This is a genomic window from Flavivirga sp. 57AJ16 (assembly GCF_028736925.1).
GTDB lineage: Bacteria > Bacteroidota > Bacteroidia > Flavobacteriales > Flavobacteriaceae > Flavivirga.
Genome location: NZ_JAQZAT010000010.1, coordinates 132,893 through 145,706 on the forward strand (window position 1 = coordinate 132,893; position 12,814 = coordinate 145,706).

12 protein-coding genes and 1 riboswitch are annotated in these 12,814 nt (G+C 36.6%); all 12 genes read right to left on the reverse strand.

Features of this window, described 5'->3' with window-relative positions:
* Positions 1-36: 36 nt before the first annotated feature.
* Entirely contained in the window at positions 37-993 is a 957-nt protein-coding gene (gene metF / locus PQO00_RS12700; RefSeq protein WP_274185217.1) for a methylenetetrahydrofolate reductase [NAD(P)H], read from the reverse strand.
* Between the two features lie 100 nt (positions 994-1,093).
* Positions 1,094-1,336: a hypothetical protein gene (locus tag PQO00_RS12705; RefSeq protein WP_274185218.1), complete on the reverse strand. Its 243-nt coding sequence runs from the start codon at positions 1,334-1,336 to the stop codon at positions 1,094-1,096.
* Between the two features lie 98 nt (positions 1,337-1,434).
* Positions 1,435-4,137, reverse strand: coding sequence for a methionine synthase (gene metH, locus PQO00_RS12710; protein WP_274185219.1), 2,703 nt, complete (start codon positions 4,135-4,137; stop codon positions 1,435-1,437).
* Positions 4,138-4,139: 2 nt separating this feature from the next.
* Positions 4,140-4,493, reverse strand: a complete 354-nt coding sequence (locus PQO00_RS12715; protein ID WP_274185220.1) for a four helix bundle protein — start codon at positions 4,491-4,493, stop codon at positions 4,140-4,142.
* A 29-nt stretch (positions 4,494-4,522) separates the two neighbouring features.
* Positions 4,523-4,819: an antibiotic biosynthesis monooxygenase gene (locus PQO00_RS12720; RefSeq protein ID WP_274185221.1), complete on the reverse strand. Its 297-nt coding sequence runs from the start codon at positions 4,817-4,819 to the stop codon at positions 4,523-4,525.
* Between the two features lie 16 nt (positions 4,820-4,835).
* Positions 4,836-5,852 carry a homocysteine S-methyltransferase family protein gene (locus PQO00_RS12725; protein WP_274185222.1) on the reverse strand — a complete coding sequence of 339 codons (1,017 nt, stop codon included), beginning with the start codon at positions 5,850-5,852 and terminating at the stop codon, positions 4,836-4,838.
* A 202-nt stretch (positions 5,853-6,054) separates the two neighbouring features.
* A riboswitch (SAM riboswitch) is annotated at positions 6,055-6,165 on the reverse strand.
* A 231-nt stretch (positions 6,166-6,396) separates the two neighbouring features.
* A complete protein-coding gene (gene cysM / locus PQO00_RS12730; protein WP_274185223.1) occupies positions 6,397-7,287 on the reverse strand; it encodes a cysteine synthase CysM in 891 nt (296 codons plus the stop codon).
* Complete coding sequence (epsC, locus tag PQO00_RS12735) at positions 7,274-8,017, reverse strand: serine O-acetyltransferase EpsC (protein ID WP_274185224.1); 744 nt, start codon at positions 8,015-8,017, stop codon at positions 7,274-7,276. Before epsC ends, cysM begins: the two co-directional genes overlap by 14 nt.
* 38 nt (positions 8,018-8,055) lie before the next feature.
* The gene (locus PQO00_RS12740; RefSeq protein ID WP_274185225.1) at positions 8,056-9,108 is read right to left on the reverse strand and encodes an NAD(P)/FAD-dependent oxidoreductase; all 1,053 of its coding nucleotides are present in this window, start codon (positions 9,106-9,108) and stop codon (positions 8,056-8,058) included.
* Between the two features lies 1 nt (position 9,109).
* On the reverse strand, positions 9,110-9,757 hold the full coding sequence (locus PQO00_RS12745) for a bifunctional precorrin-2 dehydrogenase/sirohydrochlorin ferrochelatase (RefSeq protein WP_274185226.1): 648 nt from the start codon (positions 9,755-9,757) through the stop codon (positions 9,110-9,112).
* 4 nt (positions 9,758-9,761) lie between these two features.
* Positions 9,762-10,517: a uroporphyrinogen-III C-methyltransferase gene (cobA, locus tag PQO00_RS12750; protein WP_274185278.1), complete on the reverse strand. Its 756-nt coding sequence runs from the start codon at positions 10,515-10,517 to the stop codon at positions 9,762-9,764.
* A gap of 75 nt (positions 10,518-10,592) precedes the next feature.
* Complete coding sequence (locus PQO00_RS12755; protein ID WP_274185227.1) at positions 10,593-12,710, reverse strand: HEPN domain-containing protein; 2,118 nt, start codon at positions 12,708-12,710, stop codon at positions 10,593-10,595.
* Positions 12,711-12,814: the final 104 nt, after the last annotated feature.

Sequence of the window (12,814 nt, forward strand, 5' to 3'; positions counted from 1 at the left end):
TATGGATTTGCTTGAAAAGCAAAAATAATGGAATTATCAAAACAACTGTGATGCAATGGCTTTTATATTATCACTTTTACCCATAGAGTAATAATGAAGCACGGGAACGCCTGCCTTTTTAAGTTCTTCAGATTGTTTTATGGCCCATTCCACACCTACTTGCCTTACCTGTTTATTGTCTTTACATTTCTCTACTTCATCCACTAAGGTTTCTGGTAAGTCTATTTTAAAGACTTGTGGCAGTATCTGTAAATGGCGCTTTACTGCCAGTGGTTTTATACCTGGGATAATAGGCACATTGATTCCTGCTTTTTTGGCTTTTTCTACAAATTCAAAATATTTTTTGTTATCAAAAAACATCTGTGTTACTACATAGTCTGCTCCAGCATCTACTTTTTCTTTAAGACGTCTTAAATCGGCCTGCATAGAAGGGGCTTCCATATGTTTTTCCGGGTAACCGGCAACACCAATACAAAAATCAGATTTATGATCGGATTCTATGACCTCATGCAAGTACTTGCCACAATTTAAATTCTGGATTTGGGCCACCAAATCTGTTGCATAATGATTCCCGCCTTTTGAAGGTTCAAAATATTTTTGATGACTCATGGCATCACCGCGTAGAGCCATGACATTATCAATACCTAAATAATGACAATCCACCAGTAGGTATTCGGTTTCCTCTTTGGTGAAACCACCACATAAAACATGCGGTACAGTATCCACATTATATTTGTGTTTTATAGCCGCACAAATACCAACTGTACCAGGGCGCATGCGTGTTATCTTTCTATCCAACAAGCCATCACCTTTATCAATATACACATATTGTTCTCTTGAGGTTGTTACATCAATAAATGGTGGATTAAATTCTATTAAAGGATCTATGTTATTATATAGTTCCTGAATATTTCTACCTTTTTGAGGTGGAATAATCTCAAACGAAAACAATGTTTTTCCGTTGGCTTTTTTAATATGGTCAGTTACTTTCATATTCATTTCCTGCAAAGGCAGGAATCTTTTAATTTATTACTTTCTTTTTCTTAGCTAAGAATTCACGAATGGTCTCTTAAAGCTTTTTATTTTTTCTTTATCAAATGTCCAAAATCAATATTTTCTTCAAATCTTCAAAAGCTTCTTCATACTCCCAGTATATCCATCGACCATCTATGTAGTCTGTTAAAACATACTTTTCACTAACTGATTTGATTCTGGAAACGGCTACCATTTTTTTAGAAAACCCGTCCACAGTTATATGCTCTGTTATTTCTCTATTAGCATTATCATAGCCATGTGCAACGACATGGCTTCCTAATGTTAACTCTATAAATCTCATATTCATTTCCTGCGAAAGCAGGAATCTTTTTAATTAACACTTTTATTTTCATAAGATTCCTGCGCCTGCCTGCTGGGCAGGCAGGCGCAGGAATGTATTTATTGATTAGCAAGATTAGGATGCAACCACTTTCTGGCTTTATCTTTTTCAATACCTTTTCTAATAGCATAATCGGTTACCTGATCATCGGTAATTTTACCTAAACCAAAATATTTTGCTTCTGGATTCCCAAAATAATATCCAGATACCGCTGCTGCTGGCCACATGGCCAAACTTTCTGTTAAAGAGACGCCTATCAGTTTTTCGACCTCTAATAACTCCCAAATGGTTTCTTTCTCTAAATGGTCTGGGCATGCTGGATAACCAGGTGCTGGACGGATCCCTTTATAGGTTTCTTTTATTAATTCTTCATTAGATAGGTTTTCGTCTACTGCATATCCCCAATGTTTTGTTCTCACTTGCTTGTGTAAATATTCTGCAAATGCTTCTGCAAATCTATCCGCAATGGCTTGAGCCATGATAGCGTTATAATCGTCTTCTTTTTCCTTGTAATAGGTTGCTAGTTCCTGAGCGCCAAAAATGCCTACACAAAATGCACCCATATAATCCATTTTACCCGTTTCCTTTGGTGCAACAAAATCAGACAAAGCTATATTTGGAATCTCATCTCTTTTCTTTAATTGTTGACGTAAGGTTCTAAACACCGCAATCTCACGGCCTTTTTTCTGAATAGATATATCGTCATCATTAATGGTATTAGCTTCAAACAAACCAAAAACAGCTTTTGGTTTTAACAACTGTTTTGCAATAATCTGTTTAATCATCGCTTGTGCATCCTCATACAATTGAGTAGCCTGTTCACCTACAACCTCATCTGTTAAGATCTCCGGGAATTTACCATGTAAATCCCACGAAATAAAGAAAGGCTTCCAATCGATATAAGGCAATAGCTCTTTTAAGCTTAGCTGCTTTAACACTTGAACTCCTAATTCATTAGGCTTTACAATTTTAGATGTTTCCCAATCTATAGTATATTTTTTATTCCGAGCTTCTTCTATGGAAATATATGATTTCTCTTTACCTCGTTTTAAAAACTTCTCACGAAATTCATCGTAATCCTTTTTTAGTTTGGCAACATATGCATGCGCTGTTTTCTTGTTCAATAGATCACCAACAACCGTCACCGCTCTAGAAGCATCGTTTACATGTACTACCGCATTTTTATACTGAGGATCGATTTTCACAGCGGTATGTGCTTTCGATGTTGTTGCCCCACCAATAAGTAAGGGCACGGTAAAATTCTGCCGCTCCATTTCTTTAGCTAAATAAACCATTTCGTCTAAAGACGGTGTAATTAAACCAGATAAACCAATGGCATCTACATGATGTTCCTTAGCCTCAGAAATTATTCTTTCCGGCGGCACCATAACCCCCAAATCGACTATTTCGTAATTATTACAACCTAATACAACACTCACAATATTTTTTCCAATATCGTGCACATCTCCTTTTACAGTTGCCATTAATACCTTTCCTAATGCCTGCTGTTTCTCCAATTTTTCAGCTTCTATAAATGGGTTCAAATAGCCCACCGCTTTTTTCATTACCCGAGCCGATTTAACGACTTGTGGCAAAAACATTTTTCCCGCTCCAAACAAATCGCCAACCACATTCATACCTATCATTAAATGGCCTTCTATAACATCAATAGGATTTTCGGCTTCCTGTCTTGCCTGTTCTACATCTTCAATAATATAGGCATCAATTCCCTTTACCAAGGCATGTGTAACACGCTCTTGAAGTGGGTTTTCTCTCCATGATAAATCTAAAGTCTTTTCTACCTTAGAACCTTTTACGGTTTCTGCAAAATCTAATAAACGCTCTGTCGCATCGTCTCTTCTATCTAGAATAACATCTTCAACATGCTCTAATAAATCCTTAGGAATATCATCATACACTTCTAAAAGCGCTGGATTTACAATCCCCATATTCATACCTGCTTGAATGGCATAATATAAAAACACCGAGTGCATCGCTTCCCTCACACCATCATTTCCTCTAAAAGAAAACGACACATTACTCACCCCGCCACTCACACTTACATTTGGTAAATTTTCACGTACCCAACGTGTTGCTTCAATAAAATCGATCGCATTTCTGCGATGTTCTTCCATACCTGTAGCTACAGGGAATATATTTAAATCGAAAATAATATCTTCCGATGGAAATCCTACTTTGTCAACCAAAACATCATAGGAACGCTTAGCTATTTCAATACGTCTTTTGTAATTATCTGCTTGCCCAACCTCATCAAAGGCCATGACAATAACAGCGGCTCCATAGCGCTTAATCTGCTTTGCTTCCCAAATAAACTTTTCTTCACCTTCTTTTAGGGAAATGGAGTTTACGACACATTTTCCCTGTACAACTTGAAGCCCTGCTTCGATAATCTCCCATTTGGAGCTATCTATCATAATAGGTACGCGGCAAATATCCGGTTCGGCAGCTATTAAATTTAAAAAGCGAACCATCGATTCCTTACCATCAATAAGGCCATCGTCCATATTAATGTCTATTATTTGCGCACCTCCATCAACTTGATGACGTGCAATATCCAGTGCTTCATCAAATTTTTCTTCTTTTATTAATCTTAAAAACTTACGTGATCCAGCAACATTGGTACGCTCACCAACGTTAATAAAATTGCTGTTTTCATTAAGGACTAGAGGTTCTAATCCCGAAAGTTTCATGTATTTTTTTTGGCTGATAGTTATTCGTTGTTGGTTATTGGTTTCACTCATGCTCATAATTTCTTGTAATAATTGATAAATTCGTTAAGCAACTTTTTCCAAGTTTGTATTTGAATTAACAAATTATTTAATTTTTCTTCCGGAAGAAACTCCAAATCATTAGAAAGGAATAATTGCGTTTCTAATTCGTATAAGGAACCTCTTGAAATATATAAAAAAGGAATTGTTTCTTTTGTCGATTGTCTTCCGCAACCTTCAGCTATGTTTGATGGTACAGAAATCACACTTCTTCTAATTTGATTTGTTAAGCCATATAGCTCTTCTTGAGGGTACGATTTTGTTAATTTATAAACCAACTTAACCAATTCTCTTAAATATTTCCAAATACCTAATTCTGTATAATTCATATAACTATTTTCTAACCATCAACCAAAAACTAGCAACCATCAACCTTTGTATAATGTTCTACTATTGGGAATGGTTCGTAAAAATGATGCAATAAAGCCTTCCATTTTTTATATTCGTTAGATTTTCTAAACCCTATTTCATGGTCTTCAATGGTTTCCCAATTCACCAATAATATATATTTATCTTCCTGCTCTACACACTTTTTTAATTCGTGTGATGTATAACCTTTCATGGACGAAATGATACTTTGCGCTTCTTGAAAACTTTTCTCAAAATCTGCCGAAAGTCCTTTCTTTATATTTAATACGGCTACTTCAAGTATCATAATCCTTAACTCCTATTTATGAGATTCCTGCCTCTGCAGGAATGACAAAATCACGAGGTTTATACTTCGCTGCTATCTCTGCAATAACTCTAATATGTTCTGGACTTGTACCACAACAGCCTCCAATAATATTTATTAAATTCTTTTGTAAATATGCTTCTATTTGAGCCCCCATTTCTTCCGGGGTCTCATCGTATTCACCAAAAGCATTCGGTAACCCCGCATTGGGATGTGCTGAAATGGCAAAATCTGTTTTAGAAGCAATGGCCTCTAAGTGAGGTTGTAATAAATTAGCTCCCAAAGCACAATTAAAACCTACAGACAACAATGGAATATGCGAAACGGAAATTAAAAAGGCTTCTGCTGTTTGACCAGAAAGTGTTCTTCCTGATGCATCGGTAATGGTACCACTAAGCATAATAGGAATATCTATGTCCCGTTCTTCTTTAACTTCTTCTATGGCAAACAAAGCTGCTTTGGCATTTAGGGTATCAAAAACAGTTTCTACCAATAACAAATCGACTCCTCCATCAATAAGCGCTTCCGTTTGCTGTTTATAAGCTATACGCAACTCATCAAAAGTAACTGCTCTATAACCTGGATCATTAACATCTGGCGACATACTTGCCGTACGGTTTGTTGGCCCAATTGATCCTGCTACGTAACGGGGTTTATGTGGTTCTTTTGCCGTAAATGCATCAGCCACCTCCTTGGCTATCTTTGCCGATTGGAAATTAAGTTCGTAAACCAAATCTTCCATTTGATAATCTGCCATGGCGATTGTTGTACCAGAAAAGGTATTGGTCTCTACGATATCTGCCCCTACTTCAAAGTATTTGGCATGTATTTCTTTAATGGCTTTTGGCTGTGTGATCGATAACAGGTCATTATTACCCTGCAATGGCGTCGGATAATCTTTAAAACGATCGCCTCTAAAATCGTCTTCTGTAAATTTGTAAGCCTGCAGCATTGTACCCATAGCACCATCCAGTACTAAAATACGTTCTTGTAAGGCTTGTTGTATTTTTGACATCTCTTTTTCTTTTTTATCTCTTATAATAGAACTATGTTCTTAAAATTAAGACACGAATTTCACGAATTGGCACGAATTGATTTGTGTAAATTCATGAAATTTGCCTCTCTTTTTGAAACACATTCCGTTTTGACGAAAACCTAACTTTTTAGTCAGTCTTCATCATTTATAATATCATCAAGAAAAGTAAAAGAAACACTTTTCGTTATCTTTCTAATATCATTGAATATTAGTAGAATTTAGCACCTTCTTTAAAGTTAAAGGGTTGCCAAGGTTTCACAGGGTCTATTCCCTCTACCTTTCTTGATAACAATATTTATACATTAATGAACTCATAGCAATAAACTTAAAATTCCACAATAATAAAACCTTGAGCATATCGATATAGTGAGCAAAAATACTAACAATATTTTTTTTATTCACATGAAAACAAAAAATTTTAAAAATTTCTTTGTTTTTAGATGCCTGCTAAAGTTTATCTTAAGCTACACTACAGCCAAAAGACCTTATAGCAGTAAATTTAATTTGTTAAAGTATACTTGATTTATTCGAATAAAGAAGACGACAAGTACCTATCGCCCCTATCACAAATAACAGCCACTATAACACCTTCATTAATGGACTCGGCCACTTCCAATGCACAACATACAGAACCTCCACTGCTCATTCCAGCAAACACGCCGGCTTCTTTCGCTAAACGTTGCGTTGTTGCTTTGGCATCAGCTTCGGTCACTTCTATAATTTGATCTACTTTAGACCTATTAAAAAATTTAGGCACATAGGCTTCGGGCCATTTTCTTATTCCTGGAATTCTGGAGTTATCATCTGGTTGTGCCCCCACAATGGTGATGTCTTTATTTTGTTCTTTTAAATATGTTGAGACGCCCATAATGGTTCCTGTTGTTCCCATTGCAGACACAAAATGAGTTACTTTACCTTGTGTTGTTTCCCAAATTTCGGGTCCTGTGGTTTTATAGTGCGCTTTCCAATTATCGTCATTTTCAAACTGGTTCAACAGGGTATAACCTTTTTCATCCCTAAGTTTAAATGCCAGATCTCTTGACCCCTCAATACCAATATCAGAAGAGGTTAAAATAACTTCGGCTCCATAAGCTTTCATGGTCTTTACACGTTCTTCCGTAGAATTTTCGGGCATGATCAATACCATATTCAATCCTAAAAGTTTTGCTATAAACGCTAAGGCAATCCCTGTGTTCCCACTGGTAGCTTCAACTAAGGTGCCTCCTTTTTTAATATCGCCACGCTTAAGCGCTTCATTGATCATATTAAAAGCAGCTCTGTCCTTAACACTGCCTCCTGGGTTATTTCCTTCCAATTTCAAAAAAAGCTTAACGCCTTCCTTGGAAACCAAATGACTGGCATCTACTAAAGGGGTGTTACCAATAAAATCTAAAATTGTTTTACTGTATGCCATTCTTTTTGGGTCTGATTTTTATTTCAGTTTGATAAGTTACCAACGAGTTTTCCGGAACCGATTGGGTAATCCAGACGTTCGCGCCTATAATACTATGGGCGCCTATAACAATGTCCCCTCCTAAAATGGTTGCATTGGCATATATGGTGACGTTTTCATTTATAGTGGGGTGCCTCTTTACTTGGGCCAAGTCTTTACTAACCTGAATACCCCCTAAGGTAACACCTTGATAAATTTTAACGTTGTCCTTTATTATGGATGTTTCTCCTATCACTATTCCCGTTCCATGATCTATATAAAATGATTCTCCAATAGTGGCTCCTGGATGGATATCTATACCTGTAATACCATGAATATATTCACTCATCATTCTAGGGAGAATGGGTACCTTCAATTTATAAAGGGCATGACTCAATCTATGAATGGAGATCGCATAAAAACCAGGATATGCCAAATAGATTTCCTCTAAACTGTACGATGCCGGGTCATTATTTTCAAAAGCGATAGCATCTAAATCCAATTGCCTTCTAATTTCTGGGAGATTTTGCTTAAAACCCTCCCATTTTTCTTTTCCTCCTTCTATGGATAGTTTTGAAAGTGTTTTAAGAAAAGTTGTTTCTAAATAGGATGCATGTGTTACCTGTTGTTCTTCATCAAACAAAGCATAAAACAATCTTTTTGTAAATGTTTCAACCGTATCTTTTAAACAAACGTTGTAACTTTTTTTCATACGCTTAAATTTTAAACATCAAGGGTTCTTGCTTTTATTTAATTAATCGCTTGAACAACCGCTTTAGGAGCTTCTTTACGTGTTCCATCAAATCCATCTATCCCACTAACTGTTGTATATTTTAACACATACTTTTTACCTGGGTTGATAATTCTATAAGCTGCCTGGCACATTAATGTCGCCTCATGGAAACCACAAAGGATTAATTTTAATTTCTCTGGATAGGTGTTTACATCTCCTATGGCAAAAATACCAGGAATGTTTGTTTGATAGTTTAAGGAATTATCAACTTTTATAGCATTTTTTTCTATTTCCAATCCCCAATTTCCAATAGGTCCCAATTTAGGGGATAAACCGAATAAAGGGATAAAGTGGTCGGTTTCAATTTTAGTTGTTTCACCATCCTTCACGACACTAACCGCTTCAATTTTTCCATCACCATGAAGTTCTTTAACCTCAGCTGGAGTGATTAGTTTTATTTTATTTAAAAGGGTTAATTCCCTAACTTTTTCAACAGAATCCAACGCCCCTCTAAATTCGTTTCTTCTGTGAATCAATGTCACTTCTGAAGCCACGTCCGATAAAAAGATACTCCAATCTAAAGCAGAATCCCCGCCTCCTGAAATCACTACTTTTTTGTCTCTGTAAAATTCTGGATCTTTAATAATATATTCGACCCCCTTATCTTCATAATCTGCAATACCTTCGATAAGGGGTTTTCTAGGCTCGAAAGACCCTAACCCTCCTGCAATAGCTACCACAGGTGCATGGTGTCGCGTTCCTTTATTGGTCGTTACTATAAAAGAACCATCTTCTTGCTTTTCTATAGTTTCTGCACGTTCGCCCAAAGTAAAACCAGGCTCAAATTGTTTGCCTTGTTCTAAAAGGTTTTTAGTTAAATCTCCTGCCAAAATTTCTGGAAACCCAGGAATATCATAGATAGGTTTTTTAGGATAAATCTCAGAACACTGCCCCCCTGCTTGTGGCAATGCATCGATTAAGTGGCATTTAAGTTTTAATAAACCCGCTTCAAAAACTGCAAATAATCCAGTTGGCCCTGCCCCTATTATAAGTATATCTGTCTTAATCATGTTACGCTTTCTTTTTTTCTATTAATCCTTTGGTAAATTCATTAAGTGTTTCTACTTTTTGCTCGAAATCACCTTTTATTGTTTTTCTATATTCATTTAAATTTTTAACCAAATCGTCTACATTTTCTGGAATGACATCCTCGAAAAACTGACGTAATCTTTTGGCGGTTGTTGGCGACTTCCCATTTGTGGAGATCGCTACTTTTACATGGCCTTTTGTTACAATACCACCCATATAAAAATCACAATATGGTGGATTATCGGCAACATTCACCAAAAGGCTTCTTTTTCTGCAATGCTTGTAAACTTTTATATTTACTTCGGGTACATCGGTCGTTGCAATAACGATATGCTTTCCTTTTAAATAACGTTTATTATATGCATCCTCGACCAACGTAATATCACCTTTCTTTGCAAGCGCTATAGTGCCTTCCCTAAACATAGGCGCAACCATAGTAACCTGTGCATCTGGACTCGATTTTAGTAAAAAAGTTAATTTTTCTTCTGCCACAAAACCACCACCTACAATAAGTACATTTAAGTTTTTAGCCTTTAAAAAAATGGGATATAAATGATTCCTGAGTCCCCCAACCCCAAAAGGGGGAACTCGCTCACTCGAATCGTCAATATTTCTGTTTTGCTTGGTCATAACATTATTGAGCAAATTCTTTACGAATTGATGATAACCGAACTCGTTCTTTCACTACATCTCCAATAACTATAATGGCTGGATTTGCCAGTTCTTTTTCTTCAACAACTTTGCAGATGGTATCTATAGTTCCAAAACCCATTTTTTCATTTTCAGTCGTTCCTTCTTGAATAATAGCAACTGGTGTATCTTGTTTGTTTTCTTCTGAAAAAACACGAACAATGTCATCCAACTTGCTCATACCCATCAAAATAACCACCGTTGCAGTCGATTTTGCTGCCAAAGCTACATCTGATGATAACTGATGATTTTTAGTTGTGCCCGTAATCACCCAAAAGCTTTCTGAAACGTTTCGTTTTGTTAAAGGAATCCCTTGGTACGCAGGCACTGCTGTAGCCGATGATATGCCGGGAACTACAAAAGTTTCTATCCCAAATGTTCTTGCATAGTCTATCTCCTCTGCGCCCCTTCCAAATATAAACGGGTCACCGCCTTTCAACCTCACAACGTGCCCATGACTTTTAGCTCTACTAACTATAAGCTCATTGATTTGTTCTTGTTGAAACACATAGCATCCTTTACGTTTACCCACAAAAATAAGTTCCGCCTCGCTCGATGCATATTTTAACAGCTCCTCATTTATAAGCGCATCGTATAGAATAACATTTGCAGACTCAATAGCTTTAATAGCTTTTAGCGTTATTAAATCCACATCGCCCGGCCCAGCTCCTACTACAGTCAAGCGCCCCTTAACCCCGATGGGTGGGATTGGACTCAGATCTTTAGAATATGTACTTTTTTCTTTATTCACGATTCTTTTTCTAAAAACAGTTTTTTAAACTGTTACTTTACCCCCTTTGGAAGCCTGGGGGATTTCGGTTTCCCTAAATGTTCTTACTTTTTCCAAAAACACATTGGCATTGCTAATGTACTTTGCAGCAAACGCTTCTGTTGGTGCAAATTTATTAATTTGATATATCAATTCTGAAAAAGATACTTCTAAATTTATTTTTCCACTTGCCACGAACAATTCATCAAACTGACTTACGATACCTGCATGGGTGTTTGTTTTCTTATTCTCAGCTAATAACAAAGCTTTCGCTGAATTAACCAAAGAGCTGTAAGCGTGATAAATTGCATTTGAATAGGCTTTATCTTCAAAAGATTTTTTAGCGTTTTCAATCTTTTCTTCACTTTCTAAAAACAACGTTGCAATTAAATCGATAACCACACCGGCACATTCACCAACACCAATTTCCTTAACATATTTATCATTTTCACCCCAATCGATAAAATCGTCCTGTGTTAAATTCGTAACATCTTGAAGGTCATTTAAGAAATCGTAGAAATATCTTTCTCCCTTTTCTTTATAATAATCTATAAACGATTTCCCTTTCGCATTTGCTTCAAAGTCATCTAAAATACGTCGCAATGCTTCTGGGCCTCTTTTACTTGGTACTTTAACGACCTTATCTGCAAACACACCTTTGCCATCCCCTAAATTACCACCTCCTAATAATACTTGTAATGCAGGTGCCACTAATTTATCCGGGGTACGAACAGACATGCCCTGAAAACCAATATTTGCCATATTGTGCTGTCCACAGGCATTCATACAACCACTAATTTTAATGACTAAATCTTCATTATTTAAATACTGTGGGTATTCGGCTTTAATAACACGTTCCAATTCGTCTGCAATCCCTGTACTGCTTGCAATTCCTAAATTACAAGTATCGGTTCCTGGACACGCTGTAATATCTACCGCTTTATTATAACCGGCTTCTACAAACCCTAATTTTTCCAATTCATTATAGAAAAACGGCACCAAGGCTTCTTTTACAAAAGGAATGACTATGTTTTGACGTAATGTCAACCTTATCTCACCAGCTGCATATTTCTCTACCAAATCGGCCAATAATCTTGCCTTGTCTGTATAAAAATCTCCCAAAAGCACTTTAATACCGATGGCTACATAACCGTCCTGTTTTTGAGGAATCAAGTTTGTAGACTTCCAGGTTTCAAAAGCTTTTTGGTCTTTTATTTCAACTTGTGGGATCTCATTTATTTCAACAGGTGTTGAAGCTTCATATAAATTGGCATCAATGGCAACCGATTTAAACGCAATGGCATTTTGTTCTTTTTCAACCAAATCCTTAAAAGCCTCTAACCCGATGTCTTTTATTAAAAATTTCATACGTGCTTTGGCACGACTTTTACGCTCGCCATGACGATCAAAAATTCTTAAAACACCTTCTGTTAACGGAATGATTTTATCTGTCTCTAAAAAATCATATAATACATCTGCGTGACGTGGCTGAGAACCTAATCCACCACCAAGCATCACTTTAAATCCGCGTACACCATTTTCAATCTTTGCTATAAAACCTAAATCGTGCATGTATGATAACCCCGTATCTTCATCTGAAGAAGAAAAAGAAACCTTAAACTTACGTCCCATTTCCTGACAAATAGGATTTCTTAAGAAGGAACGAAATAGGGCATCTGCATAAGGTGATACATCAAAAGGTTCATTAACATCTATTCCTGCAGTTTCTGATGCGGTTACATTTCTAACGGTATTACCGCAGGCTTCTCTAAGTGTGATATCGTCACGTTCCAACTCAGCCCAAAGCTCTGGGGTCCTGTTTAGATCAACATAGTGAATTTGAATATCTTGACGTGTGGTGATATGTAAACGGCCACGAGAATACTCATCGGACACCTCCGAGATTCTTCGTAATTGATTGCTCTTAACTTTTCCGTAAGGCAATTTAATACGAACCATTTGCACGCCTTCTTGACGCTGTCCGTAAACACCTCTAGCTAAACGAAGACTTCTAAACTTTTCTTCATCTATTTTTCCGTTATGAAAAAGCTCAATTTTATTAGCTAATTCTATAATATCTTTTTCGACAATCGGATTCTCTATTTCTGTTCTAAAACTTTGCATAATCAGCCCCTCCTAACCTCCCTTTTGGGAGGGATTCTTACTCGGGTAAAGTAAGAACATTGTTATTATTCTTTCTTTTTTTTATATCCTACAAGGTCTTTTTA

Bases quoted from the DNA above. Each gene is read 5' to 3' on its own strand.
- metF (WP_274185217.1), bottom strand. From the start codon at position 993: ATGAAAGTAACTGACCATATTAAAAAAGCCAACGGAAAAACATTGTTT.
- PQO00_RS12705 (WP_274185218.1), bottom strand. From the start codon at position 1,336: ATGAGATTTATAGAGTTAACATTAGGAAGCCATGTCGTTGCACATGGC.
- metH (WP_274185219.1), bottom strand. From the start codon at position 4,137: ATGAGTGAAACCAATAACCAACAACGAATAACTATCAGCCAAAAAAAA.
- PQO00_RS12715 (WP_274185220.1), bottom strand. From the start codon at position 4,493: ATGAATTATACAGAATTAGGTATTTGGAAATATTTAAGAGAATTGGTT.
- PQO00_RS12720 (WP_274185221.1), bottom strand. From the start codon at position 4,819: ATGATACTTGAAGTAGCCGTATTAAATATAAAGAAAGGACTTTCGGCA.
- PQO00_RS12725 (WP_274185222.1), bottom strand. From the start codon at position 5,852: ATGTCAAAAATACAACAAGCCTTACAAGAACGTATTTTAGTACTGGAT.
- cysM (WP_274185223.1), bottom strand. From the start codon at position 7,287: ATGGCATACAGTAAAACAATTTTAGATTTTATTGGTAACACCCCTTTA.
- epsC (WP_274185224.1), bottom strand. From the start codon at position 8,017: ATGAAAAAAAGTTACAACGTTTGTTTAAAAGATACGGTTGAAACATTT.
- PQO00_RS12740 (WP_274185225.1), bottom strand. From the start codon at position 9,108: ATGATTAAGACAGATATACTTATAATAGGGGCAGGGCCAACTGGATTA.
- PQO00_RS12745 (WP_274185226.1), bottom strand. From the start codon at position 9,757: ATGACCAAGCAAAACAGAAATATTGACGATTCGAGTGAGCGAGTTCCC.
- PQO00_RS12755 (WP_274185227.1), bottom strand. From the start codon at position 12,710: ATGCAAAGTTTTAGAACAGAAATAGAGAATCCGATTGTCGAAAAAGAT.